The 24,116-nt window shown below is 49.1% G+C and carries 25 protein-coding genes; 22 read left to right on the top strand and 3 right to left on the bottom strand.

Annotated elements, in window-relative coordinates:
* Nucleotides 1-35: 35 nt before the first annotated feature.
* Nucleotides 36-1,961, bottom strand: a complete 1,926-nt coding sequence (locus DWY63_RS02250) for an ABC-F family ATP-binding cassette domain-containing protein (protein ID WP_117801095.1) — start codon at nucleotides 1,959-1,961, stop codon at nucleotides 36-38.
* 154 nt (nucleotides 1,962-2,115) lie between these two features.
* Between DWY63_RS02250 and DWY63_RS02255 the strand changes: the two genes are divergently transcribed.
* The 12 genes from DWY63_RS02255 (at nucleotide 2,116) to DWY63_RS02310 (ending at nucleotide 14,585) form a co-directional block, all read left to right on the top strand.
* A complete protein-coding gene (locus tag DWY63_RS02255) occupies nucleotides 2,116-2,772 on the top strand; it encodes a redox-sensing transcriptional repressor Rex (RefSeq protein ID WP_022462574.1) in 657 nt (218 codons plus the stop codon).
* An 89-nt stretch (nucleotides 2,773-2,861) separates the two neighbouring features.
* Complete coding sequence (locus DWY63_RS02260) at nucleotides 2,862-4,370, top strand: bifunctional ADP-dependent NAD(P)H-hydrate dehydratase/NAD(P)H-hydrate epimerase (protein ID WP_022462573.1); 1,509 nt, start codon at nucleotides 2,862-2,864, stop codon at nucleotides 4,368-4,370.
* A gap of 192 nt (nucleotides 4,371-4,562) precedes the next feature.
* A complete protein-coding gene (locus tag DWY63_RS02265; protein WP_022462572.1) occupies nucleotides 4,563-4,910 on the top strand; it encodes a type II toxin-antitoxin system PemK/MazF family toxin in 348 nt (115 codons plus the stop codon).
* Between the two features lie 137 nt (nucleotides 4,911-5,047).
* The gene (locus tag DWY63_RS02270) at nucleotides 5,048-5,776 is read left to right on the top strand and encodes a YebC/PmpR family DNA-binding transcriptional regulator (RefSeq protein ID WP_022462571.1); all 729 of its coding nucleotides are present in this window, start codon (nucleotides 5,048-5,050) and stop codon (nucleotides 5,774-5,776) included.
* Between the two features lie 83 nt (nucleotides 5,777-5,859).
* Nucleotides 5,860-6,519 carry a ClpP family protease gene (locus DWY63_RS02275; protein WP_022462570.1) on the top strand — a complete coding sequence of 220 codons (660 nt, stop codon included), beginning with the start codon at nucleotides 5,860-5,862 and terminating at the stop codon, nucleotides 6,517-6,519.
* Between the two features lie 121 nt (nucleotides 6,520-6,640).
* Nucleotides 6,641-7,507 (top strand): undecaprenyl-diphosphate phosphatase, encoded by an 867-nt coding sequence (locus tag DWY63_RS02280; protein WP_117801097.1) that lies wholly within the window; start codon nucleotides 6,641-6,643, stop codon nucleotides 7,505-7,507.
* Between the two features lie 24 nt (nucleotides 7,508-7,531).
* A complete protein-coding gene (locus DWY63_RS02285) occupies nucleotides 7,532-10,072 on the top strand; it encodes an FtsK/SpoIIIE family DNA translocase (protein WP_117801099.1) in 2,541 nt (846 codons plus the stop codon).
* 123 nt (nucleotides 10,073-10,195) lie between these two features.
* On the top strand, nucleotides 10,196-11,083 hold the full coding sequence (locus DWY63_RS02290) for a sulfide/dihydroorotate dehydrogenase-like FAD/NAD-binding protein (RefSeq protein WP_055217977.1): 888 nt from the start codon (nucleotides 10,196-10,198) through the stop codon (nucleotides 11,081-11,083).
* Nucleotides 11,083-12,477, top strand: coding sequence for an NADPH-dependent glutamate synthase (gene gltA, locus DWY63_RS02295; protein ID WP_022462566.1), 1,395 nt, complete (start codon nucleotides 11,083-11,085; stop codon nucleotides 12,475-12,477). The genes DWY63_RS02290 and gltA overlap by 1 nt, the downstream gene beginning before the upstream one ends.
* Nucleotides 12,478-12,582: 105 nt before the next feature.
* Nucleotides 12,583-13,062: a 23S rRNA (pseudouridine(1915)-N(3))-methyltransferase RlmH gene (gene rlmH / locus DWY63_RS02300; RefSeq protein ID WP_022462565.1), complete on the top strand. Its 480-nt coding sequence runs from the start codon at nucleotides 12,583-12,585 to the stop codon at nucleotides 13,060-13,062.
* 26 nt (nucleotides 13,063-13,088) lie between these two features.
* A complete protein-coding gene (locus DWY63_RS02305) occupies nucleotides 13,089-13,586 on the top strand; it encodes a pyridoxamine 5'-phosphate oxidase family protein (RefSeq protein ID WP_022462564.1) in 498 nt (165 codons plus the stop codon).
* A 57-nt stretch (nucleotides 13,587-13,643) separates the two neighbouring features.
* Nucleotides 13,644-14,585, top strand: coding sequence for a GTP-binding protein (locus tag DWY63_RS02310; RefSeq protein WP_117801102.1), 942 nt, complete (start codon nucleotides 13,644-13,646; stop codon nucleotides 14,583-14,585).
* Between the two features lie 64 nt (nucleotides 14,586-14,649).
* On the opposite strand, the gene DWY63_RS02315 is transcribed toward DWY63_RS02310, so the two are convergent.
* On the bottom strand, nucleotides 14,650-15,111 hold the full coding sequence (locus DWY63_RS02315; protein ID WP_055217971.1) for a hypothetical protein: 462 nt from the start codon (nucleotides 15,109-15,111) through the stop codon (nucleotides 14,650-14,652).
* A gap of 160 nt (nucleotides 15,112-15,271) precedes the next feature.
* Here DWY63_RS02315 and DWY63_RS02320 point away from each other — a divergent pair, with 160 nt between their 5' ends.
* Nucleotides 15,272-15,967, top strand: a complete 696-nt coding sequence (locus DWY63_RS02320) for a DNA alkylation repair protein (protein ID WP_055217969.1) — start codon at nucleotides 15,272-15,274, stop codon at nucleotides 15,965-15,967.
* Between the two features lie 65 nt (nucleotides 15,968-16,032).
* Here the strand turns inward: DWY63_RS02320 and DWY63_RS02325 are convergent, their stop codons facing one another.
* Entirely contained in the window at nucleotides 16,033-16,311 is a 279-nt protein-coding gene (locus tag DWY63_RS02325) for a type II toxin-antitoxin system HicB family antitoxin (RefSeq protein WP_055228190.1), read from the bottom strand.
* 168 nt (nucleotides 16,312-16,479) lie between these two features.
* On the opposite strand from DWY63_RS02325, the gene DWY63_RS02330 reads away from it, so the two are divergent.
* The 9 genes from DWY63_RS02330 (at nucleotide 16,480) to DWY63_RS02370 (ending at nucleotide 24,025) form a co-directional block, all read left to right on the top strand.
* Nucleotides 16,480-17,175: a YjjG family noncanonical pyrimidine nucleotidase gene (locus DWY63_RS02330; protein ID WP_055217965.1), complete on the top strand. Its 696-nt coding sequence runs from the start codon at nucleotides 16,480-16,482 to the stop codon at nucleotides 17,173-17,175.
* 7 nt (nucleotides 17,176-17,182) lie between these two features.
* On the top strand, nucleotides 17,183-18,163 hold the full coding sequence (locus DWY63_RS02335) for an alpha/beta fold hydrolase (RefSeq protein ID WP_055267855.1): 981 nt from the start codon (nucleotides 17,183-17,185) through the stop codon (nucleotides 18,161-18,163).
* A 21-nt stretch (nucleotides 18,164-18,184) separates the two neighbouring features.
* Complete coding sequence (locus tag DWY63_RS02340; RefSeq protein ID WP_055217961.1) at nucleotides 18,185-18,724, top strand: DUF2284 domain-containing protein; 540 nt, start codon at nucleotides 18,185-18,187, stop codon at nucleotides 18,722-18,724.
* A 93-nt stretch (nucleotides 18,725-18,817) separates the two neighbouring features.
* Nucleotides 18,818-19,534 carry a hypothetical protein gene (locus tag DWY63_RS18655; protein ID WP_055217959.1) on the top strand — a complete coding sequence of 239 codons (717 nt, stop codon included), beginning with the start codon at nucleotides 18,818-18,820 and terminating at the stop codon, nucleotides 19,532-19,534.
* 130 nt (nucleotides 19,535-19,664) lie between these two features.
* Nucleotides 19,665-19,958: a YabP/YqfC family sporulation protein gene (locus DWY63_RS02350; protein WP_055267857.1), complete on the top strand. Its 294-nt coding sequence runs from the start codon at nucleotides 19,665-19,667 to the stop codon at nucleotides 19,956-19,958.
* A 45-nt stretch (nucleotides 19,959-20,003) separates the two neighbouring features.
* Complete coding sequence (locus tag DWY63_RS02355) at nucleotides 20,004-21,302, top strand: sporulation protein YqfD (RefSeq protein WP_158554949.1); 1,299 nt, start codon at nucleotides 20,004-20,006, stop codon at nucleotides 21,300-21,302.
* Complete coding sequence (locus DWY63_RS02360; protein ID WP_055267861.1) at nucleotides 21,289-22,320, top strand: PhoH family protein; 1,032 nt, start codon at nucleotides 21,289-21,291, stop codon at nucleotides 22,318-22,320. Before DWY63_RS02355 ends, DWY63_RS02360 begins: the two co-directional genes overlap by 14 nt.
* Nucleotides 22,317-22,820 (top strand): rRNA maturation RNase YbeY, encoded by a 504-nt coding sequence (gene ybeY / locus DWY63_RS02365; protein WP_055228185.1) that lies wholly within the window; start codon nucleotides 22,317-22,319, stop codon nucleotides 22,818-22,820. Before DWY63_RS02360 ends, ybeY begins: the two co-directional genes overlap by 4 nt.
* Nucleotides 22,821-22,870: 50 nt before the next feature.
* Nucleotides 22,871-24,025 (top strand): DUF3048 domain-containing protein, encoded by a 1,155-nt coding sequence (locus DWY63_RS02370; protein ID WP_055217951.1) that lies wholly within the window; start codon nucleotides 22,871-22,873, stop codon nucleotides 24,023-24,025.
* The last annotated feature ends 91 nt before the right edge of the window (nucleotides 24,026-24,116 follow it).

Below are 24,116 nucleotides of genomic sequence, written 5' to 3' on the forward strand. Positions count from 1 at the left end.
TTTTCTGTTTTGAATTTTTCCGGGGAAAACCAGGTCTATTCGGCAAGCTCTTCCCATTTTTCATACAGCTCTTCGAGTTCCGCGGCAATCTCTGCTTTCTCTTTGCTTAATTTCACACACTCTGCCACATTCGTTGCGACTTCCGGTTTCGACATTTCCTCATCAATTTCCGAATCGCGTGTCTCAAGCTCTTCAATTCGTTTCTCCGTCTTTTTCAGTTCGTTTTCTTTCTTGCGGAGACGTGCCTGTTCTTCTTTCTGCGCTTTCCAGTCCAGCTTTGTGGAGGAGGCTTCGGAAGGAGCCGCTGTTTCTTCCGGAGCGGCGGCATCGGCAGCAGGAGCATAGATGCGGGTCAGCTCTTCTTTTTTCTCCAGATAGTAATCGTAATTTCCGATATAGTTGACGAGTGTCTGTCCCGTCAGCTCCAGAATCCGGGTTGCAGTCTGATTGATAAAGTAACGGTCGTGGGAAACGTACAGTACCGTTCCAGTGTAATCCTTCAGCGCGTTTTCCAGAATCTCCTTTGATACGATATCGAGGTGGTTGGTCGGCTCGTCGAGGATCAGGAAGTTGGCGTTCGAGAGCATCAGCTTGGCAAGAGAAATTCGTCCGCGCTCACCGCCGCTCAAGGTATGAATCGGTTGGAAGACATCGTCGTTTGTAAACAGGAAGGCGGCCAGCACATTTCGGATTTCGGTGTTTGTCAGATACAGATACGCGTCGGAAATCTCCTGGAAAATGGTCTTTTCCATGTGGAGCACCTGATGCTCCTGATCGTAGTAACCGATCTGTACACGGCTTCCAAGTGTAAAAGAGCCGGTATCCGGGCGGATGACTTCGTTTAAGATCTTTAAGATCGTCGTTTTTCCCGTTCCGTTGTTTCCGATGATTGCCACGCGCTCGCCGCGCTTGATTTCGAAATTCAGATCCTGGAAAAGCGTCTGTCCCGGGAAGGCTTTGGAGAGGTGCTCGACGGTCAGCACATCGTTTCCGCTTGTGATGCGCGGTTCCAGACGGATCCGCATATCGGAGCGTACTTCGGTCGGCTTTTCCAGCACATCCATTTTGTCCAGCATTTTTTCACGGCTCTCGGCGCGTTTGATGGATTTCTCGCGGTTGAAAGATTTCAGCTTTGCAATGACTTCTTCTTGATGGTGGATTTCCTGCTGCTGGTTGACCCAGGCATGGTAAGCGGCTTCACGGAGCATTGCTTTTTTCTGACTGTAGGCGGTATAGTTTCCCTCAAAAGTTGTTACTTTTTTATTGTCCACTTCAACGACTTTTGTGACAACGCGGTCGAGAAAGTAACGGTCATGGGAGACGATCAGGACGGCTCCGCTGTAATTTAAAAGATACGTTTCGAGCCAGGAGATCGAGTCCATATCGAGGTGGTTGGTCGGCTCGTCGAGCAGAATGATGTCCGGTTTGGTGAGCAGCAGTTTACCAAGTGCCACGCGGGTCTTCTGACCGCCGGAGAGGGAGTCCACCTGTTTTTCAAAATCGCTCTCGGAAAAGCCAAGACCTTTTAAAACACCGACGACTTCACTGCGGTACGCGTATCCGTTTTCCAGTTCAAAGGTATGGGAGAGGCGGGTGTAGGTGGAAAGAAGTTCATCCAGCTCTGCACCGGATTTTGTATTCATATCACTTTCCATCTGACGGAGGCGTTCCTCCATATCGATCAGATTCTGTTTCGCGGTCAGCACTTCCTGGTAAATGGAAAGGTGTCCGGTCAGATCCTGATGCTGGGCGAGATAGCCCATCGTCTTCCCTTTGGAGAGGATGACCTCTCCCTCATCGGCCCTCATTTCGCCGATGATGATTTTTAACAGCGTCGATTTTCCGGCACCGTTGATGCCGACCAGTGCGGCTTTTTCGCGTTCTTCTATATGAAAAGATGCATTTTTGATAATTTCCGTTGTCCCGAATGCTTTCGAGATATTCTGACATGCAAGAATCATGTGGTTCCTCCAGATAACATATTTCTGTATTTTGACATAATACACCATCCTTATTATAGAGAGTAATACACAAAATTTCAAGAAATCTTTGACAATTTTCTATCAACCATATATAATATGAATATATGCAGGTGTAAATAAGGAGGAATTTATCTTGGAAGAAAAAGGAATTTCGCGGGCAGTTATCAAAAGACTTCCTAGATATTATCGTTACCTGGGCGAATTGCTGGAGGACGGAGTAGAACGGATCTCTTCCGGTGAGCTGAGCGAGCGGATGAAAGTGACAGCTTCCCAGATTCGCCAGGATTTAAATAATTTCGGCGGCTTCGGCCAGCAGGGGTATGGTTATAACGTGCGGTATCTGTACAGCGAGATTGGAAAAATTTTAGGTCTGGACAGAGTCCACAATATGATTTTTGTCGGAGCCGGAAATCTGGGACAGGCGCTTGCTAATTATGCGGCCTTTGAAAGAAGCGGATTCAAAACGGTCGGTATTTTTGACGTCAACCCGGTATTAAAAGGAATCTCCGTGCGCGGAATTGAAATCCGCATGGCGGACGAGCTTCCGGAATTTATCAAGGAACACCATGTAGAGATTGCGGCTTTGACACTGCCAAAAGCAAAAGCGGTAGAGATGGCAGAGATTCTCGTGGACAACGGTGTAAAAGCAATCTGGAATTTTGCACATACCGATCTAAACTTAAAACTTCCGAAAGATGTGATCGTCGAGAACGTCCATCTTTCCGAAAGTCTGATGCGTCTCTCCTACAATCTGACCAGATATGAGGCGGAGCATCCAAAGAACAATTAAGAAACCAAAACAAAAGCAGGAGAGTCTTCGGGAAACCGGAGACTTTTTCTGTTCACTTTCCGGATAAGGCAGGAAAAGGAGGAAAAGCGATGAAACGGATTCTTACAGCAGCACAGATGAAGCAGGCAGACCGCAATACGATCGAAACCATGGGGGTACCGTCCCTGGTACTGATGGAGCGCGCAGCGCTGTCCTGCGTGGAGGAGCTTCAAAATGGAACATGGGATACAGGAAAAGTCCTTGCTGTGTGCGGTCCCGGAAATAATGGAGGGGACGGTGCGGCAATTGCACGGATTTTAAAGACGAAAGGGGTGGATGCGGAACTGTTCTGTCTTGGAAATCCGGAAAAATACAGTGAAGGCATGAGAGCACAGAAGAAAATTGCGGAAAATTATGGGGTCCGTGAGGTTAAGAATCCGGATTTCCGGGAATATACTGTTATCATAGATGCCATCTTTGGAATTGGCGTATCCCGTCCGCTGGCAGGGGAGTACCGGAGGGCAGTGGAAGCAATCTGCGCAAGCGGTGTTCCTGTTCTTGCCGTGGACATCCCTTCGGGGATCCACACGGATACCGGAGAGGTCCTTGATGCGGCGGTGAAAGCCAGAGCCACGGTGACATTTGCCTGTGCAAAGCCAGGGCTTCTCTTTGATCCCGGAAAACGATATGCCGGAGAGGTCCTGGTCCGTGATATCGGAATCGGCTTTGATGCAGGAGAAGAGGAGACGCCCTGGTACGGTTCAGTGGAAAAAGAAGATCTGGACCGGTTTCTTACCCGCACGCCGATGGGAAATAAGGGAACCTTCGGAAAGGTGCTGGTACTTGCCGGTTCCGGTGCCATGTGCGGAGCCGCTGTTTTGTGTGCCAGGGCAGTCCTTGCATCCGGTGCCGGCATGGTAAAGGTTGTGACAGAGGAAAGAAACCGTACGCCGCTTTTCTGTGCCCTGCCGGAAGCAATGGCGGATTTCTGGAAGGAGGATGAGCCGCTTCCGGAAGAAGCCCTGCTGCAGGATCTCGCCTGGGCGGACGCTGTTGTTGCGGGACCGGGACTTTCCAAAAGCCGGACGGCAAAAGAACTGCTCGTTTTTACGGTGCAGCACACAGAAGTTCCTCTTGTTCTGGATGCAGATGCGCTGAACCTGATTGCAGAAGATGCAGAGATTCTTTCGGGCTGCCGGGCAGAAAAAATTTTAACGCCTCATGTAGGAGAGCTTGCACGGCTGCTGCACATGACCATTGCAGAATGCCAGCGTGACCCGGCAGGAAGCGCCGGAAGGGCAGCCGAAAAATACCAGGCCTGCTGTGTACGAAAGGATTCCGTAACCGTGACAGCAGAGGAAGGGCGTGAGCAGTATTACATAAACACAAGCGGAAGCAGTGCGCTTGCGACGGCGGGAAGCGGCGATGTGCTCGCGGGAATCACAGGCGCCTTTGCAGCAAAACGTCAGTGTGAAAAAAACGAGAAAAAAATCAGCCTTGCCAAAACAGCGGCACTGGCGGCATATGCGCATGGAAAGGCGGGAGAGGCTGCGGAAGAAAAAAGCAGTGCTTCCTATGTAACAGCATCCGAGATTATCAGAGGATTGCAGTCAATCTGAGCAAAGCAGATCAGAATCACGGGTTCCCAAAAGGACTCCGGGCGGACTTTTTTGAAGCGCCGGATGAAATTTGTGAATACCTCCGGAAAAACAGGCAATATTAAATACATGGAAACGATTTTAAAAGGCGTAAAACGCCGGATCGTTATCGTATGGGAAAGCAAAACGGAAAGAATCGGAGAGTGAGCACAAGTGGTAATCAAGCGTGGCGATGTATATTATGCCGACCTGCGGCCCGTTGTGGGAAGTGAGCAGGGCGGTGTCCGTCCGGTGCTGATCATTCAGAATGACATCGGCAACCGGCACAGTCCGACGGTGATCTGTGCGGCGATTACATCGAGGATGAATAAGGCGAAGCTGCCGACGCACATTGAGATCGAAGCGTCCGCCTATGGGATTGTACGGGATTCTGTTATTTTACTGGAACAGCTTCGGACGATCGATAAGAGAAGGCTGAAAGATAAAATCTGTCATCTGACGCCGGAACAGCTGGCCCTTGTGAACGAAGCACTGAAAATCAGCCTGGATCTGCCTACATAAGGGGTATTTTTGGCGCGGTTCACGGTTGACGAATGAGAAAGATCGTGCTATATTCTATATTATATGGGCTTCTGCCGTTTTTCGGGGAAACCTTTTTACAGAAAAGTAATACTTTAAATAAAGGAGACAAAAGAGGTATGTCAGGACATTCAAAATTTGCCAATATTAAGCATAAGAAAGAAAAAAACGACGCAAAAAAAGGTAAAATCTTTACCATCATCGGCCGTGAGATCGTAATCGCTGTCAAAGAGGGCGGACCGGATCCGGCAAACAACAGCAAGCTGCGTGACGTTATCGCAAAAGCAAAAGCAAACAACATGCCGAACGATACCATCGACCGCGGTATTAAAAAAGCTGCCGGAGATGCAAACGCAGACAACTACGAGCGTATCACCTACGAAGGTTATGGCCCGAATGGTATCGCGATCATCGTAGAGACTCTGACCGACAACAAGAACCGTACCGCAGCAAACGTAAGAAGCGCTTTCACCAAAGGAAACGGAAGCGTTGGAACACCGGGATGCGTATCCTACATGTTCGACAAAAAAGGCCAGATCATCATCGACAAAGAAGAGTGCGAAATGGATGCTGACGATCTGATGATGCTTGCTCTGGATGCAGGCGCAGAAGACTTCGCAGACGAAGAGGACAGCTACGAAATCATTACCGATCCGGATGACTTCTCCGCAGTACGTGAGGCTCTGGAGAAAGACGGTATCGCCATGGCAGAGGCAGACGTTACCATGATCCCACAGACCTACGTAGAGCTGACCGATCCGCAGGCATTAAAAGATCTGAACCGTACCCTGGATCTGCTGGATGACGACGACGACGTACAGTACGTATACACCAATCTGGACGAGTAATTTCGCTGGAAATTACATAGAATCATAAGAATCTGCGCATACTGATGAAGCTATTTTGGAATAGCAGAAAAGAGGAAATCCGTATGGCAGAATCACAGAAAAACCAGACAGAAAAAGAAAATATTGTAGAACTGAAGACCAACATTTATCTGCTGTCCATCATCGGCGAGGTGGAGGGGCATGAATCACTCGGCGAGCGCACGAAAGCGACGCGCTATGAGCACATTCTCCCTGCTCTTGCCCGTGCCGAGGAGGACAAAAGTATTGATGGTCTTCTGATTCTCCTGAATACCGTAGGCGGAGATGTGGAGGCCGGTCTTGCAATTGCAGAGATGATTGCGTCCATGCGAAAGCCTGCGGTATCGCTCGTTTTAGGGGGCGGTCATTCGATCGGTGTCCCGCTCGCAGTTGCAGCAGACTATTCGCTGATCGTGCCGAGTGCCACCATGGTCATTCACCCGGTGCGTACAAACGGCATGTTCATCGGTGTTGCACAGACGTACCGTAATATGGAAAAGACGCAGGATCGGATCACAGGTTTTGTATCGGCCCATTCTAAAATCACCAAGGAACGGCTCGAGGAGCTGATGCTCGATACGAAAATGCTGGTCAAGGATGTCGGAACAATGCTGGACGGCCCGCAGGCAGTGGAAGAAGGCCTGATCGACGAGGTCGGCGGCATTGCCCGCGCGCTCGAAAAGCTGAATGAGCTGATGAAAAAGGCAGCAGGGACAGAAAATTGACTTCACGGCGCGGCTTGTGTTTCAGGGGATTTTGTGTTAGAATGAGTTCGCTGTGAAAATTCGAACGGAAGTTTTGTCCGGACTTTCACAAAAGAGAAAAATAAGGGAACAGGATAAAAAAATGACAGTAATAGAAGCTTTATTTCTGGGCCTGATCCAGGGAATCACGGAATTCCTGCCGATCAGCAGCTCCGCACATCTGATTATCTTCCGTCACTTTATGAAGATCGAAGATACGCAGACGGTGTTTTTCAATGTGCTTTTGCACTTTGGCTCCATGATTGCAATTCTGCTCACATTTTCGAAGGAATGGAAACGTCTCTTCCTCGCGTTGTGCGGAATCATAATCGATCTGTTTCATAATTTAAAAGAACACTTTTCCAGTCAGCATCAGGAGGGAAAGCAGTACCGGAAGGTGCTCGGCAGCAACTACCGTATGCTTGCTTTCCTGCTGATTCTGACCACCATCCCGACTGCTGTAATCGGCGGCATGATTCAGAGCCTTGTCACACTGACCTCCTCGAATCTGCTGGCACCTGGCGTTGGTCTGTATCTGACGGCGATTCTGCTTGTGGTGGCAGATATGCTTCCGGAGGGAGAAAAAACGCAGAAAAATTTAAAGCCGAAAGATGCACTGATTGCCGGATTCTTCCAAGGCTTTTCCACGATTCCGGGTCTTTCCCGTCTTGGTTCGACTATTTCTGCGTGTGTGATCGGCGGCATGACCCGTTCGTACGCTGTGAAATACTCTCTGATTGTGAGTGTTCCGGCGATTATCGGGGCAACGATCGTTGAACTTGCGACCATGGGAAAAAATAAAATTGTTTTTCATCCGGTATATCTGGTCGGCGTTTTCATGGCGGCACTTGCCGGTTACTTTACGATCCGCATTCTGATGCGTATGGTGAAAAAACGGAAACTGAAATATTTTGCTTTGTACTGTCTTCTTGTCGGGACATTCTCCATTGCAGGATATTTTCTGCTGTAATACGAGAAAGGGGAGAAGTTCTGCATGGCAAATACAACAAAGGGAAGCGGGAAGACAAAGAAAAAAACTTCTGCTTCCGGAACAGCAAAAAAGAAACAGACCCAAACAACGGCCAGAAAAACAACGGCGAAAAAGAGCAGTACCGCAAAACGTACCTCCGGCACAAGGAAAAACACAGTCCGTGAGCCGATGGACGAGGGAGTGCGCGCAGAAATTATTCTGCTTTCCGTGCTTGCTGTTTCGATTCTGCTGATGCTCAGTAATTTCGGTATGGGCGGCGTGATCGGACAGGCTGTCTGCGACTTCTTTTTCGGCCTTTTCGGCGTGACAGAGTGGGCAGCACCGGTTCTGATCTTCTTTGGAACAGCATTTTACATAGCAAACAGACAGAACTTTTTAATTGTGCGGAAAACCGGGGGAGCGATCAGCTGCTTCGTCTTTTTCTGCGCTTTTATGCAGCTTCTGGCGTCCGGCTATACGAGAGATACGACATTTCTGGATTACTATTTTGACAGCGCCTACGATCATCTCGGCGGAGGAATCTTAGGAGGGTCTGTCGTGAAAATTCTCGGCATGGGATTCGGCCAGATCGGCGCGTGGGTGATTATTGTGATCGCCATCGTGATTTCCGTGATCGTGATGACGCAGAAGCCGATTCTCGCGCCGATCCATGAAAAGACGAATGACCACCGCCGGATGGCGGAGGAGCGCCGCCAGGAGCGTCTGGCGCGCCAAGCTGCGATGGAGGAAGAGGAAGGAAAAGAGCTGATTCTTGAGCCAGTGGAGGAACCGAAAAAAGCCGGGAAGAAAAAGAAATCCCGCCTTCTTTCTCATGTGGAATCGAAGGCTGATTTAAACGAAAACGACGATACCCATCAGATGGAGATGCCGGAGCTTTCGATTCACCGTGGTTCTGTGCCGGCTGAAGAGCCGGAAAAGACAGAACCGGAGATGACACGGCAAGCTGCAGAAGAGGCGAAAAAAGAGAAAACGTCTGCGGATCATACGAGAAATCCGCGGTCTTCCTGTGAAGAGATCGAGGCGGATATAGACGGCATTCGTCAGGAAATCGGGAAAAAAGCAGAGGAAAAGCGGCCGGAGTACAAAACACCGCCGATGAATCTACTGAAAAAAGGGACGCGCGGTGCCATGGGCGATTCCGATGCGCATCTGCGGGAAGTAGCGCGGAAACTGGAGGAGACGCTGGACAGCTTCGGTGTCAAAGTTACAGTCAATAACGTAAGCTGCGGACCGACCGTCACACGGTATGAGCTGATGCCGGAACAGGGCGTGAAAGTAAGCCGGATTGTCGGATTGACCGACGATATCAAGCTGAGTCTTGCAGCAGCAGATGTCCGCATTGAGGCACCGATCCCGGGAAAATCCGCAGTCGGAATCGAGGTTCCAAATAAGACGAACACGGCCGTGATGCTGCGTGATCTTCTTGAAACACCGGAGTTTAAGAACTTTTCTTCGAATCTGGCCTTTGCTGTCGGAAAAGACATCTCCGGTCAGCCGGTCATCGCAGATATCGCGAAAATGCCTCATCTTCTGATCGCCGGTGCGACCGGTTCCGGTAAATCGGTCTGCATCAACACACTGATTATGAGTATTATTTATAAGGCAAAACCGGAAGACGTCAAACTGATCATGATCGACCCGAAGGTCGTTGAGCTTTCTGTTTATAACGGCATTCCGCACCTTTTTATTCCTGTTGTCACAGACCCGAAAAAGGCTTCCGGAGCTCTGAACTGGGCGGTTGCGGAGATGACAGACCGTTATAACAAATTTGCGGAATTCAACGTGCGCGATATGAAAGGCTACAATGCAAAAGTTGCCGAGCTGCCGCCGGATGAAAACGGCAAAAAACCGGAAAAACTGCCGCAGATCGTCATTATCGTGGATGAGCTTGCCGACCTGATGATGGTTGCGCCGGGAGAAGTGGAGGATGCGATCTGCCGTCTGGCACAGCTTGCCCGTGCGGCCGGCATCCATCTGATTATTGCAACACAGAGACCTTCCGTCAATGTCATCACTGGTCTTATCAAGGCAAATATGCCGTCCCGTATTGCATTCTCGGTTTCTTCCAGCGTAGATTCCCGTACGATCCTCGACATGGGAGGTGCGGAAAAACTGCTTGGAAAAGGCGATATGCTCTACAAGCCGCAGGATTACCAGAAACCGGCCCGTCTGCAGGGATCCTTTGTTTCGGATAAAGAGGTCAGCGATGTCGTTGCCTACTTAAAAGATCACTACGGCGAGAACGCTTATGATCCGGATATCGAAAAACGGATTCACACCGTAAGCCTGGATGGCGGTTCTGCCGCAGGCGGCGGAGATAACCGCGATAATTACTTCGTGGAAGCCGGAAAATTTATCATCGAAAAAGATAAGGCATCGATCGGCATGCTCCAGAGAGTGCTGAAAATCGGTTTCAACCGCGCGGCCAGAATCATGGACCAGCTCGCGGATGCCGGTGTCGTAGGACCGGAGGAAGGAACTAAGCCGAGAAAAGTTCTGATGTCCATGGAACAGTTCGAAAATTATCTGGAGGAACACGGATGATGGGAAAAGATGTTGTCCGTTGTTTACAAATAACCGGAAACGTGATAAAGTATTAACATAAAATGCGCGAAAATCCAAGTCGTGCTTTTGTTAAAATATTTCTAACAAGATTAGGAGGATATTATGTACAAGATTCAAGAAGCGGAAATGCTCGCGAATAACATCTACCGTATGGTAGTAGAAGCACCGCGAGTAGCACAGCACTGCCTCCCTGGACAGTTTGTTATTGTCAAGGCAGATGAAGAAGGAGAAAGAATTCCTCTGACCATTTGTGATTACGATAGAGAAGCAGGAACTATCACCATCGTATTCATGCCGATCGGAGAATCTACCAAAAAAATGAAAGATCTCAAAGCGGGAGATGCTTTCATGGATTTCGTAGGACCTCTGGGGCAGCCGTCCGAGTTCTGCAGCGAAGATATCGAAGAACTGAAGAAAAAACGGATCGTATTCGTAGCCGGCGGTGTTGGAACTGCACCGGTTTACCCGCAGTTAAAATGGCTGCATGAGCATGGAATCACTGCTGACGCCATTGTCGGAGCAAAGACAAAAGATCTCGTTATTCTCGAGAAAGAAATGTCTGCTGTCAGCAATCTGTACATAACCACAGACGATGGTTCTTACGTAAGAAAAGGTATGGGTACCGATGTACTCCGCGACCTTGTACAGAACCAGGGCAAACAGTATGATGTCTGTGTTGCCATCGGACCGATGATCATGATGAAATTCGTATGTCTTCTGACAAAAGAACTGAACATCCCGACCGTTGTCAGCATGAACCCGATCATGGTAGACGGAACCGGTATGTGCGGTGCCTGTCGTCTGATGGTAGGTAATGAAGTAAAATTTGCCTGCGTAGACGGACCGGAGTTTGACGGTCATCTGGTAGACTTCGACCTGGCTATGAAACGTCAGCAGATGTATAAGACAGAAGAGGGAAGAGCTCTCTTAAGATACCAGGAAGGCGCAACCCATCACGGTGGATGCGGCCAGTGCGGAGGTGACAAATAATGGCAAAGGGATTAAACAGAGTACCGGTACGTGAGCAGGAGCCGAAGGTACGTGCCACAAATTTTGACGAGGTATGTCTTGGATACAACAAAGACGAAGCAGTAGAAGAAGCACAGCGCTGCCTGGGCTGTAAAAATGCAAAATGTATCACAGGATGCCCGGTTAATATCAACATTCCGGCATTCATTGCACAGGTAAAAGAAGGAAACTTCGAGGAAGCATACAAAATTATCGGTGAGTCCAGTGCACTCCCGGCAGTCTGCGGCCGTGTATGTCCGCAGGAGAGCCAGTGCGAGGGCAAATGTGTCCGCGGAATCAAAGGCGACGCTGTTTCCATCGGTAAACTGGAGCGTTTCGTTGCTGACTGGGCAAAAGAAAACGGTATCAAACCGGTTCCGGCAGCAGAGAAAAACGGCCACAAGATCGCGGTTATCGGTTCCGGCCCTGCAGGTCTTACCTGCGCAGGAGACCTTGCAAAACTTGGCTACGATGTAACCATCTTCGAGGCACTTCACAAAGCCGGCGGTGTATTAAGCTACGGTATTCCGGAGTTCCGTCTTCCGAAAGACAAAGTAGTTGCCGCTGAAATCGAGAACGTAAAATCTCTCGGTGTTAAAATTGAGACCAACGTTATCATCGGAAAATCCGTTACCATCGACGAGCTGTTAAAAGACGAAGGATTTGAAGCAGTCTTCATCGGTTCCGGTGCAGGCCTTCCGATGTTCATGGGAATCCCGGGTGAGAACGCAAACGGCGTATTCTCCGCAAACGAGTTCCTGACCAGAAACAACCTGATGAAAGCATTCCGCGATGATTACGATACCCCGATCGCACACGGCAAGAAAGTTGCTGTAGTCGGCGGCGGCAACGTAGCTATGGACGCTGCAAGAACCGCACTTCGTCTCGGCGCAGAGGTACACGTTATTTACCGTCGTTCTGAGGCAGAGCTTCCGGCCCGTGCAGAGGAAGTTCATCATGCAAAAGAGGAAGGTATCATCTTCGACCTTCTGACCAACCCGGTAGAAATTCTGACCGACGACAAAGACTGGGTAACCGGTATCCGCTGCATCCGTATGGAACTTGGCGAGCCGGACGCTTCCGGAAGAAGAAGACCGGTTGAGATTCCAGGATCTGAGTTCGAAATTGAAGTAGACGAAGTTATCATGTCTCTTGGTACTTCCCCGAACCCGCTGATTTCTTCCACCACCTACGGTCTGGATGTCAACAGAAGAAAATGTATCGTAGCTGAGGAAGAAACCGGAAAGACCAGCAAAGAGGGCGTTTACGCCGGCGGTGACGCTGTAACAGGTGCAGCAACCGTTATCCTCGCTATGGGTGCCGGAAAAGCCGGAGCTAAAGGAATTGATGAGTATATCAAAAGCAAAAATGCATAAGGCATTGCTTTTCTAAACTAAAAGCCATATAGACGCGGACAAAAAGTGATCTATATGGCTTTTGGTGTTTTTGACAGATATCCGAAAGGGTTTTAAGATTACAGAATGAAAATTACGATATTAACAGTAGGAAAAATCAAAGAGAAATATTTGCGGGATGCGATCGCCGAGTATTCGAAGCGCCTCAGCCGCTATGCAAAGCTGGAAATTATCGAGGTGGCGGATGAAAAAACGCCGGACAACGCGAGTGAAACCGTAGAGACGAATATCAAAAATAAAGAAGCAGAGCGCCTTCTCAAATATATCCGGGATGACGCTTATCTGATTACATTGGAAATTAAGGGAAAACAGCTCACATCCGAGGAGCTGGCCCAGAAAATAGATACGCTCGGCGTGCAGGGAACGAGCCATATTATTTTTGTGATCGGTGGTTCCTTAGGGCTTGGCGAGGAAGTTCTGAAGCGTTCGAACTATGCGCTCAGTTTTTCGAAAATGACATTTCCGCATCAGTTGATGCGGGTTATTCTGCTGGAACAGATTTACCGGAGCTACCGCATTAACTGCGGGGAGCCATATCATAAATAGCTGCGAATAAGAGAGGTGTGATTGCGATGCGTGAAATGCGTTTAAAAAAGCGGGAGATTACAGATCCTGAAATTTTAAGAGAAATTCTGGAAAGCTGCGAGGTTGTGCGGATCGGGGCGATGGATGAGGAAGGCATGTTTATCGTGCCGATGAATTATGGATATGATGTCCGGGAAGAAGATGGAACTCTTCACGTCTGTCTGTACCTGCATGGGGCAAAAGAAGGGCGGAAGGCGGCTGCATTTGCAGCGGATCCGCGCGTGGCGGTGGAGATGGATTACAACCATGAAGTGATTACAGGTGACTATACGTGTGCGTATTCCTATGCGTACCGCAGTATCATGGGAAACGGAACCATCACGGAGGTGACAGATCCGGAGGTAAAGAAGAAAGGCCTGGAAAAAATCATGGCGCATATCGCACCGGAGGCGAAGATCGCTTTTCTGCCGGAGATGGTGGAGCGCGTTGCCGTATGGCGCATAGACATCGATACATTTACCGGCAAAGAGCGCAGACGAAAATAGAGTGTTCGAAGCTCCGCAGGCTGCAGACGGAAAAAGACAGCAGAAAGGACAGCAGAAATGATTAAAATTGATCTGATTACAGGCTTCCTTGGCTCAGGGAAGACGACTTTTTTGAAACAGTACGCAAAGTATCTGATGGCACAGGGAAAGAACATCGGCATCCTGGAGAATGATTTTGGGGCAGTCAATGTGGATATGCTGCTTCTACAGGAACTGCGCGGAGATCAGTGCGAGCTGGAGATGATTTCCGGCGGATGCGACAAAGAGACACACCGCAGACGGTTCCGCACGAAACTGATCTCGATGGGCATGAGCGGCTACGACCGCATTCTCGTGGAACCGTCGGGGATTTACGATGTGGATGAGTTCTTTGACACGCTGTACGACGAGCCGCTGAACCGCTGGTATGAGGCGGGAAGCGTCATCACGATTCTGGATGCCGGGCTCGATGAGAAGCTGTCGGAGGAAGAAGAGTATCTGCTGGCTTCCGAGGCGGCGAACGCTGGTAAAATCGTGCTGAGCAAAGTACAGAATGTTTCGGAGGAAAAGAAAGAAGAAACGATTGCCCATCTGAACCGCACGCTCGAGCAGGCAGGCTGCAGAAGACAGTTTTCTGATGCAGAAATTTTACAGAAAAACTGGGATGATCTGACAGAGGATGATTTCAAAATGCTCTCCGAATGCAGTTACCGTTCGGAGGATTACCGGAAGCTGGATTTCGGCGAGCAGCAGATATTTGATTCGCTCTGCTTTCTGGAGCCGAAGATTACGGAAGAAGCGCTGAAAAAGGCAGCAGAAGCAATCTTTGCGAATCCATCATGCGGCAATGTATTCCGGATCAAAGGAATTGTAAAGACGGGCGAAACTGTGTGGAGCGAAATCAATGCGACGCGGGAACAGATGACATTCCAGGCAGTGCCGGAGAGCCAGGAAGTGCTGATTGTAATCGGCGCGGGGCTTTCGAAAGAGCGGATTAGTGGAATTCTCGGAATTAAGTAAAAAATGGAGCATGACGGAAAGGGGTATTTTCCATCATGCTCCTGCTGGTTTGGCTAAATAGCAGTTACTGTGAAATGCGCTGCCGTTCTGACAGTGTGGGGAACGGAATGATTTTGGAATCCCGTGCATCATCCGGTGTACAAAGAGCAGTCAACGGCTGCGGCTGATTTTCCATGGTCTGGAAGGAGAGAATGCCATCTTTCCATAAAACGACATCATCCGGTGAATGGACGGCAAAATAGCGGTGCAGCACATCGAAAAGAGAGGATGGAACTGCCGCAAGATCGTGCTCGGGATCGCTGGAATATAGAAAGATCCGGCTTCCCGGAAAACGACGGGAATGGATACCGGCAGAGGGAGCGGTAAAATCCGGGTTTTCGGTAAAATATAAGGATCTTTCTGCGGGTCCGGAAAACGGAATAGACAGCGTTGTGGAAACAACTGGCGCTTCTTCTGCAAGGGCTGGCTGCTTCTGAAATTTGCACAGGAATGGGATATTTTGAAAAAATGTATATTTCTTTCTCATAAGACTCACCTTTCAGCCGGAAAAGATCTGGCATTTGGCAGGGTGGATGTTATCGTTTACTTTAATTTTATCTTATCAGAAGTGCAGAAATAACAGGGTTAAACATTTGTAAAAAGCGTGTAAAACATCTTAAAGAGAAAGAAAAGAGAGGGGAAATCATATGGAACAGGAAGTAATGCAGGCCATTCGGGCAGAACTGGAAAGCAATATAGATGCAAAATACCGGGAATTTCACAGCTCTCTTGTTCCGGGACAGAACTGTCGGATTCTTGGTGTCCGCATTCCGGTTTCGCGACGGATTGCAAAAGCGACAGCAAGAGACCATTATGAAGTTTATACCGAACAGTTTAATCCGGAAGTCTACGAGGAGCTTCTGATCCGCGGAATGATGATCGGCTACGGAAAGCTGACCCGTGCAGAACAGACGGCAGAACTGGACTGCTTCGTGCCGATGATCAACAGCTGGGGAATCTGTGACAGCTCCTGTGCAACGTGCCATTTTATGAAGAAAGACCAGGAGTATTGGTATGGATATCTGCAGAAATGGCTGAAAAGCAGCCGGGAATATGAAATCCGGTTTGGTGTTGTGTGTCTGCTGGACTTTTTTATCAACGAAGCGTATATCGATGCTGTGCTGGAGGAGATGAAAAAGATTCATCACGATGGCTATTACGTAAAAATGGCCGTCGCCTGGGCAGTATCGATCTGTTATATTCATTTTCCGGAAAAAACACAGAAACTGCTGAAAGAAAACAGTCTCGATGACTGGACACATAACAAAACAATTCAGAAAATCAGAGAGTCGCTGCGGATCAGCAAAGAAGAAAAAGAGATGCTGAAAACCTGGAAGAGATAAAAAGAAAACCGTATCGCCGCGTTTCGAATATCGCAGCAATACGGTTTTCTTTCTCTTTTTTGAACTTATTCGTCCCATCCCTCAAAAAGCCGGATGTTGACGGCAATATTTCTTGCAATTTCACCTTCGCTTTTCCCGAGATCTGCCACATCCGATACCGGCGGAAAATCAGGTTCTTCTTCCGTCAGTTCCAGAGAGATCCAGTCATAGGCGGAGTGAATGGCATCTTCCAGCGCCTCGTCGAGGGTATCCCCTTTTGCATAGCAGCAGGCGAGATCTGGAAAATAACCTTCGTAGGTTCCCTGTTCGGTTTTATGAAAAACGGCTGGATAAGTAAATTTCATAGTGTTTCTTCCTTCTTCCTTTTCTTTTTCACGGAAATTCTTTTTTATCGTAGCACTTTTTCTCAAAAGATACAATGCCTAAAATACAATTGATCGTATTTGTAATCTATGCTAGAATGAAAAACAGATAATTGGAAAATACAAATGAAACCAAGGGAGGATTTCTCTTTGATAAAAGTAATTTTGTGGGACATCGACGGAACACTTCTGAATTTTAAGATGTCGGAACGATATGCAATTGAGTACTGTTTCAACAAGTTTCATATGGGAACCTGCACGGACGAAATGCTGCAGCGCTACAGCGTGATCAACCGCGGTTACTGGGAGCGGCTGGAGACGGGAGAGCTTACGAGAGAACAGGTGATGCTTGGACGGTTCCATGAATTTTTTGAATCGGAAGGACTGCCGACGGATCAGGTAAAGGTATTCAATGATGAATATCAGATCCGCCTCGGCGATAAGGCTTTCTTCTGCGATCACGGAGATGAACTGGTAAAACAGCTGAAAGCTACCGTAAAACAGTATGCAGTAACAAATGGAACCACTGTTGCACAGGAGCGTAAACTCCGCTTTTCCGGGCTTGATCAGCTTCTGGACGGCGTTTTTATCTCGGAACAGGTCGGTGTGGACAAGCCGCAGAAGGCTTTTTTTGATGCGGTATGGAACGAAATCGGAAGTTATGCACCGGATGAGGTTGTGATCGTCGGCGACTCCCTCACAAGTGATATCCGCGGCGGAAAAAATGCAGGAATCCTGACCTGCTGGTACAACCCGGATCATCTTCCGAACAAAATTGAAGTTACACCGGACTGTACCATCGACAATCTTCAGGATATCCTTTCGTATCTGGATGAAAGCAGGTGATTTGCTAATGAGAACACGCGTATTACAGGAAAAAAATTATGCGGAGCGGATGCAGAATGGTGTGGAGCCGTACCTCGCCGCTCATGCAGAAGAATTTTACTGGGAAAGGGAGAGCGGTCATCCGATTCATGTTCTTCGTTACCGCGCATTCCGTCCGAGAGGTGTTGTTGTAATCTCACACGGTTTTACGGAAAATGCAGAGAAATATAAAGAGATCGTGTATTATTTTATCAAAGAGCATTTTCATGTTTATCTGCCGGAACACTGCGGCCACGGAAAGAGCTACCGTCTGGTGGATGATCCGTCGCTTGTTTATGTCGATTCCTACCATCGTTATGTAGAAGATCTGCTCTTTGTTGCACGAAAAGCAAAAGCAGAGGCATGCGGTCTTCCGCTCGTTCTCTATTCTCACTCGATGGGCGGCGGAATCGCAGCAGCAGCAGCCGCCAAAGCGCCGCATCTGTTCCGGAAAGTGGTCTTGAGTTCGCCGATGATCCGTCCGCTGACCGGAAAAGTGCCGTTCGCCGATGCAAAACGGATCGCAGCTTTTGCCTGTGCCACAGAACGAGGCACACAGTATGTGGTAGGACAGAAACCATACCAGGGAATCGAAAGCTTTAAACAAAGTTCGTCCCTCTCCCGTCCGCGCTTTCTCTATTACCAGCAGAAGCGGGAAAAAGAGCCGCTGTATCACCTAAATGCCGCTTCTTACGGATGGCTCCATGCCGCCGCACATCTGTACCGCGATCTGATGCGGAGCGGATGGAAACGGATCGAGGCTCCTGTCCTTTTATTTCAGGCGGAGAACGATCATCTTGTGTCCAACCGTGCCCAGGAGCGGATGATCCGGAAAATGGCAGAACGCCGTCCCGGCATGGCAAAAATGGTAAAAGTACCGGGCGCAAAGCATGAATTGTTTGGAACCAGAGGGCGCATGCTCCAGACGTACTGGAATATGGTATTTGCTTTTCTGGAAAAAGATCTGTAACAAAAGAGAAGGGATGACAAAATGACACAGACAGAAATCGAAGAATATATTACCCAGTTTCCTATCTATCAGTATGCATTTGTAAAACCGGAGGACATCGAATTCAATGACCGGGTCCGCCAGATCTGCAAAAAGGAGTGCTCCCGCTACGGAGCCTCCTGGTCCTGCCCGCCGGCGGTCGGCACTGTTGAAGTCTGTAAGGAGCGTTGCATGAACTACGATCACGTTCTGTTCTTCTCCAGCATCGCAGAAGTGGACAACATCATGGATATGGATGAGACATTAAAAACAAAATCGGAGCACGAAAAAATCACACGCGAAATCGAGCAGCATTTAAAAGACAAAACCCTGCTCACCTTCGCCCTTTCCTCTGATTCCTGCCAGCTCTGCGATAAATGTACCTACCCGAGAGGCGGCTGCCGCCATCTTGAACTGATGCATCCATGCATCGAGAGCCACGGCATCGTTGTTGCAAACCTGATTGAAAAAAACATGATGGATTATTACCTCGGCGAGCATATGGTCATATGGTTCAGCATGATTTTCTATAAAGAATCGTAATCTGTGATGTAATTTTCCATTCTTTCAAACGTATTTACAGTAGAGGATTTCGCTGTAAGAAATTCAGAAAATACACAAGAGGGGGAATGAAATATGCTGAGAAAGGCAGGAAATTTTCTCAGGTATCTGTTCGGTATTCTGATGATGCTGGCGGGAGCCGGTTACTGGAAAGAGGAGAAGGCATATGCATTGTCACTGCTGCTGCTTGGAATCTTTTTGCTTCCGGTTACCTGGAATACGATAAAGAAACGGTTTCATGTGGCGAAAGCACTTCCTGTGCTGCTTCCTGTGCTGCTGCTGGTTTCCGCCTGTGCGCTGACACCTGTGACGTACAGCAGTAAGGAAACACAGAAGGCATCTGCAGAGTCTGTTTCCGTCAGCGTTACGGCAGCGCCGACGAAAAAAGCGACGCCGACCCCGACTGAAACATCAACACCAACGCCGACAGCAACACCGACCGAAACACCAACGCTGACCGCTACCCCGACTCCGACTGCTACCCCAACTCCAACGGCTGACCCGACCGAGACGCCGACACCTGAGCCAACCATAGAAGCTGCGGCGGAAGAAACCGTCGAAACGCAGGCAGCGGAAGAATCACAGCCGGCAGTGACTGCCGAAGAACCGCAGGTAACGGAAGCACCGCAGGAATCGGATCCGTATGGAGGACAGCTCGTGTGGATTTCAGAGACCGGATCGAAGTACCATAACAAAAATAACTGCGGCAGAATGAATCCGGATCGGGCATATCAGATGACGAGAGAAAATGCAGAAGCCCAGGGGTATGAACCCTGCAAAAAATGTTTTTAAAAAAGAGAAATGAAACCCCGCAGCCTGATCGGGCAGGAAACCCCAGCGGCTGTGGGGTATTTTTGTGCTTTTTTCTGCATAAAATAGCGATAGAACAAAAAGCAGACCCGCAAAGCGGAGGAGGTTTTGGATGCGAAAAAAGAAAAAGCAGAAAAAATCACTCCATCCGCCGGGCGGGGAGCTGCTTTCGGCGATGCAGGTTCCGTCAGATCTTGCTTTTGGCGAGCCGGTTGTGACGTTTTACGGCGGGAGAGAAGTGCAGATTGAAAATTTCCGCAGGATTCTGGAATATAATGCGTGCCGCCTCTGTGTGCTTACACAATATGGCAGGCTGCTCCTTGTGGGAGAGGGAATCCGGATTGTTTCGTATTCCGGGGAGGAGATGCGGGTGGAAGGGAGAATCGATCAGGCGACGTTTCAATAAGTGTAATGATTCCAATCATTCCAATGCTGAAAAGGGGGTGTGCGTTTGCAGAGGGGAAAGGTTTTCTGGAAAGGCAATGTGCGGATTCGTGTGACGGGCCGTGAACCGGAGCGCTTTTTCAATCTGTGCGGGCACCATAACATCACACTGTGGGACGTGACAGAACATCAGGGCTGCTTTGAGATGAGCCTTCTGCCGGAAGATTTTTTCCGCCTCCTGCCGATCCGCCGCAAGAGCGGTGTGCGCATCCGAATACAGAAAAAACAGGGACTGCCTTTCTTTTACCGGCGAAGTTTAAAAAGAAAGGCATTTTTTATTGGTATTTTTCTCTGCCTGGCGGGACTTTACACGCTGTCGCAGTTCATCTGGAATATTCATGTGGAAGGAAATTACGCGAACAGTACGCAGACGATCTTAAACAGCCTTGACGCGGCCGGGATTCATCATGGAAGCTGGAAAAAACGTGTGGACTGCAGCCAGACCGCATCGTATTTGCGGGAGCAGTTTCCGAATCTGACCTGGGTGTCCGCAAAAATAGAAGGGACGCAGCTTGTCCTTGCGGTAAAAGAAAACGTAGACGGCTATGTGATCGAAGAAAAAGCAGATGATCCGCAGAATCTTGTGGCGAAAAAAGAAGGGACGGTCGTGCGTATTATCACACGGAACGGCATTCCGCAGGTGCTCCCCGGTGATACATGTCAAGCGGGAGACATTCTTGTAAAGGGCGAGATTCCGCTTGTGAATGACAGTGGGGAAACGTATGATTATTCTTATGTTCACGCAGACGCGGATATTGACCTTGAGACGACGTGGTACTATTATGATACCTTTCCGCTTTCCCATACGGTACGGACATATCAGAAAGCAGAGAAAAAAACGCCGGTATTCCAGATTTCTGCTTACCGATTTTTCCTTGGAAATCTGCTGCCGGAGAATTTTGTGGAGAGTTTGCGGAGCATGACCGGAACGGCGGATCAGAAAACAGAGAAAAGGGAAAATGGAGCAGACGAGGAAGTGTCCCTTCAGCAGCTTTATCTGACAGAAAACTTTGCCCTTCCGTTTTATTTCGGCTACCGTCAGAAATTTCCTTTTGAAGTTCAGAAAGAAACCTACTCAGAACACGAGGCAAAAGAAAAAGCCTCGCAGAATTATCAGAAATTCCACAGAAATTTGTCAGAAAAAGGACTTCAAATATCGGAGAATCATGTTACAATAGAACTTAACGATACGTCATGTATCACAAAAGGGACACTTCGCGTGATAGAACGGGCCGTAGAAGCACAGCCCTGCGAAATGCAGAAGATGTCGGATGGAAAGGAAACAATGGTAGATGAACAGCAATAACAACATGATAGAACTGCAGATGGAACTGCCCATCGAACATGAAAAGAAAGTATTCGGCCAGTTTGATGAACACATCAAAATCCTGGAGAGATCCCTGGCGGTTACGCTGATCTCCCGGGACGGCGTTTTAAAAATTGTGGGCCCGGCATCGAATGCAGCGCGCGCAAAGGAATGTCTGACACAGCTTCTGGAGCTCTCACGCCGCGGAAATGATATCAACACACAGAACGTCAATTATGCAATCTCACTTGTTATGGAGGACAGCGGAAGCAGCCTTGCTGAAATCGACAGTGACTGCATCTGCCACACGGTCGCAGGCCGTCCGGTCAAACCGAAAACACTCGGTCAGAAAGCGTACGTGGATGCGATCCGGGAAAAGATGATCGTCTTCGGCGTCGGCCCTGCCGGAACCGGAAAAACGTACCTTGCGATGGCGATGGCGATCACGGCATTCCGAAACGATGAGGTAGGCCGTATTATCCTGACGCGTCCGGCAATTGAGGCGGGTGAAAAACTCGGTTTCCTGCCTGGCGACCTGCAGAGTAAAATTGACCCGTATCTGCGGCCGCTCTACGACGCGCTGTATCAGATCATGGGAGCAGAGAGCTTCCAGAAAAACATGGAAAAAGGCCTGATTGAGGTTGCGCCGCTCGCGTACATGCGAGGCCGTACGCTCGACAATGCGTTTATTATCCTTGATGAGGCACAGAATACGACACCGGCGCAGATGAAGATGTTCCTGACCCGTATCGGTTTCGGTTCCAAAGTCATTGTAACCGGAGATGCCTCTCAGAAGGACCTTCCTTCCGGTACACGCTCCGGCCTTGATGTGGCAATGCAGGTACTGAAAAAAGTAGACGGAATTTCCTTCTGCGAGCTGACGAGCAAGGACGTTGTCCGTCATCCGCTGGTGCAGAAGATTGTACAGGCTTACGATGAATATGAAAAGAAAGCAAAGCCGGAAAATCACAGCGGCAGAGCAAAAAGTACGACGAGAAAACGGAGGGAAAATAAATGACACTGACGTTTGAAAATGAACAGGATTTTGACCTTGGATTTGATCCGGAAGAGGTTGCAGCAGCGGTAATCAATGGTGTGCTGGATCAGGAAGCGTGCCCGTATGAGGCAGAAGTAGAACTGATTCTGACTGATCCGGAAAATATCCGCACCATGAACCGGGAACACAGAAACATTGACCGGGAGACAGACGTGCTTTCTTTCCCGATGGTAGATTATCCTTCTCCGGCTTCGTTCGATTTTCTGGAGACGGAAGAGGGAGATGACTGTTTTAACCCGGACAGCGGTGAGCTGATGCTGGGTGATATTGTGATTTCTGTTGCGCGCGCAAGAGCGCAGGCGGAGGAATACGGTCATTCTTTAAGACGCGAATTTGCTTTTCTTGTTGCACACAGTATGCTGCATCTTCTGGGTTATGATCATATGACACCGGAGGAAGCAGCCGTGATGGAGGCAAAGCAGGAAGAGGTGCTGCAGCGTCTCGGTATCACAAGAGACTGATTGAAAGAAGAAAAGGAGGGGTCTTTATCAAAAAGAGAGGGTTTTACACATTGGGGATTGCTCTGCTGGGAAGCATGATGCTGTTCGGATGCCGGAAAATTGGGGAAACGGCACCGGAAACTGCATCGGCAGGAACTTCTTATGTCTCAGAAGAGACAGCAGGGGAAAGCAAGACAGAAACGAAAGCTACGGAACCACCGGCCCCGACCGAAGATCCGGCACCGGAACCGCTGGTTCCGGAAGCGATTGAGCCGACACCCGCGGAGGATGCGCTGCCGGAAGGTATGGTGAAAAGTTATCTGACAGGAGAACCTGTCGCCGAAGTACAGGGAAGAAGGCGCCCGGTGGCGGTTATGCTGAGCAATATCATCAGCGCCTGCCCGCAGAGCGGTATCAGCCGTGCGGGAGTGATCTATGAAGCGCCGGTCGAAGGCGGCATTACGCGCCTGATGGGGCTGTTTGAAAACTATGATGATCTCGAAAAGATCGGATCGGTGCGGAGTTGCCGCGAATATTATGTGTATCTGGCAGCGGGATTTGACGCTCTGTATTACCACTATGGACAGGCGGCGTATGCGATTCCGCTGCTCGAATCGGATCACATAGACAATGTGAACGGCATGGAGTATTCGGAACAGGTGTATTACCGGACGTCGGATCGTCCGTCGCCGCACAATGCGTATTTGGATGCGGCCGGGATTGCAGCGGGAATCGATCTCTGCGGCTACCGGACATCTTACAAAGACGGTTATGACGGATTTTTCCAGTTTGCATCCGAGACAGAACCGGAAACGCTGGAACAGGGACGAAATGCCGCCTATGTGGCACCGGGCGGATATTTCCACAACAATCCGTGGTTTTCGTACGATGAGGCGAGCGGCACGTATTTGCGTTATCAGTTCGGGGAACCGCAGATCGATGAGATGACACAGGAACAGCTTGCGGTGAAGAACATTATCGTGCAGTACTGTTCCTGGAAAAAGTATGATGACAATGCGGAATATCTCGATATCGATGTGGTAAACGGCGGAACGGGAACGTATATCACAAGCGGAAAGGCCATCGACGTGACATGGAGCAAGGATGATCCGTGGGGCGTCACAAAATACCGGGATGGGAATGGCGATGAGATTAAGTTGAATCCTGGAAAAACATGGGTTCTGATTGTACTGGATAATTATACAGACGAGACTGAAATCCGGTGATTGAAAACCGGATTTCAGATTTTTCGCGGATCTGCTGGACAGATACCGTGTTTTGCGGTAAGATAAAGAGAAAATTCCGGTAATTTAAAGG

Source organism: Blautia sp. AF26-2, from assembly GCF_003460955.1.
In the GTDB taxonomy this organism is placed as follows: Bacteria; Bacillota; Clostridia; order Lachnospirales; family Lachnospiraceae; genus Fusicatenibacter; species Fusicatenibacter saccharivorans.

What these genes read in the sequence shown, in the direction of transcription:
- DWY63_RS02250 (WP_117801095.1), bottom strand. Translation starts at nt 1,961, where the DNA reads ATGATTCTTGCATGTCAGAATATCTCGAAAGCATTCGGGACAACGGAA.
- DWY63_RS02260 (WP_022462573.1), top strand. Translation starts at nt 2,862, where the DNA reads ATGAAACGGATTCTTACAGCAGCACAGATGAAGCAGGCAGACCGCAAT.
- DWY63_RS02270 (WP_022462571.1), top strand. Translation starts at nt 5,048, where the DNA reads ATGTCAGGACATTCAAAATTTGCCAATATTAAGCATAAGAAAGAAAAA.
- DWY63_RS02275 (WP_022462570.1), top strand. Translation starts at nt 5,860, where the DNA reads ATGGCAGAATCACAGAAAAACCAGACAGAAAAAGAAAATATTGTAGAA.
- DWY63_RS02280 (WP_117801097.1), top strand. Translation starts at nt 6,641, where the DNA reads ATGACAGTAATAGAAGCTTTATTTCTGGGCCTGATCCAGGGAATCACG.
- DWY63_RS02285 (WP_117801099.1), top strand. Translation starts at nt 7,532, where the DNA reads ATGGCAAATACAACAAAGGGAAGCGGGAAGACAAAGAAAAAAACTTCT.
- DWY63_RS02290 (WP_055217977.1), top strand. Translation starts at nt 10,196, where the DNA reads ATGTACAAGATTCAAGAAGCGGAAATGCTCGCGAATAACATCTACCGT.
- gltA (WP_022462566.1), top strand. Translation starts at nt 11,083, where the DNA reads ATGGCAAAGGGATTAAACAGAGTACCGGTACGTGAGCAGGAGCCGAAG.
- rlmH (WP_022462565.1), top strand. Translation starts at nt 12,583, where the DNA reads ATGAAAATTACGATATTAACAGTAGGAAAAATCAAAGAGAAATATTTG.
- DWY63_RS02305 (WP_022462564.1), top strand. Translation starts at nt 13,089, where the DNA reads ATGCGTGAAATGCGTTTAAAAAAGCGGGAGATTACAGATCCTGAAATT.
- DWY63_RS02310 (WP_117801102.1), top strand. Translation starts at nt 13,644, where the DNA reads ATGATTAAAATTGATCTGATTACAGGCTTCCTTGGCTCAGGGAAGACG.
- DWY63_RS02315 (WP_055217971.1), bottom strand. Translation starts at nt 15,111, where the DNA reads ATGAGAAAGAAATATACATTTTTTCAAAATATCCCATTCCTGTGCAAA.
- DWY63_RS02320 (WP_055217969.1), top strand. Translation starts at nt 15,272, where the DNA reads ATGGAACAGGAAGTAATGCAGGCCATTCGGGCAGAACTGGAAAGCAAT.
- DWY63_RS02325 (WP_055228190.1), bottom strand. Translation starts at nt 16,311, where the DNA reads ATGAAATTTACTTATCCAGCCGTTTTTCATAAAACCGAACAGGGAACC.
- DWY63_RS02335 (WP_055267855.1), top strand. Translation starts at nt 17,183, where the DNA reads ATGAGAACACGCGTATTACAGGAAAAAAATTATGCGGAGCGGATGCAG.
- DWY63_RS02340 (WP_055217961.1), top strand. Translation starts at nt 18,185, where the DNA reads ATGACACAGACAGAAATCGAAGAATATATTACCCAGTTTCCTATCTAT.
- DWY63_RS18655 (WP_055217959.1), top strand. Translation starts at nt 18,818, where the DNA reads ATGCTGAGAAAGGCAGGAAATTTTCTCAGGTATCTGTTCGGTATTCTG.
- DWY63_RS02350 (WP_055267857.1), top strand. Translation starts at nt 19,665, where the DNA reads ATGCGAAAAAAGAAAAAGCAGAAAAAATCACTCCATCCGCCGGGCGGG.
- DWY63_RS02360 (WP_055267861.1), top strand. Translation starts at nt 21,289, where the DNA reads ATGAACAGCAATAACAACATGATAGAACTGCAGATGGAACTGCCCATC.
- ybeY (WP_055228185.1), top strand. Translation starts at nt 22,317, where the DNA reads ATGACACTGACGTTTGAAAATGAACAGGATTTTGACCTTGGATTTGAT.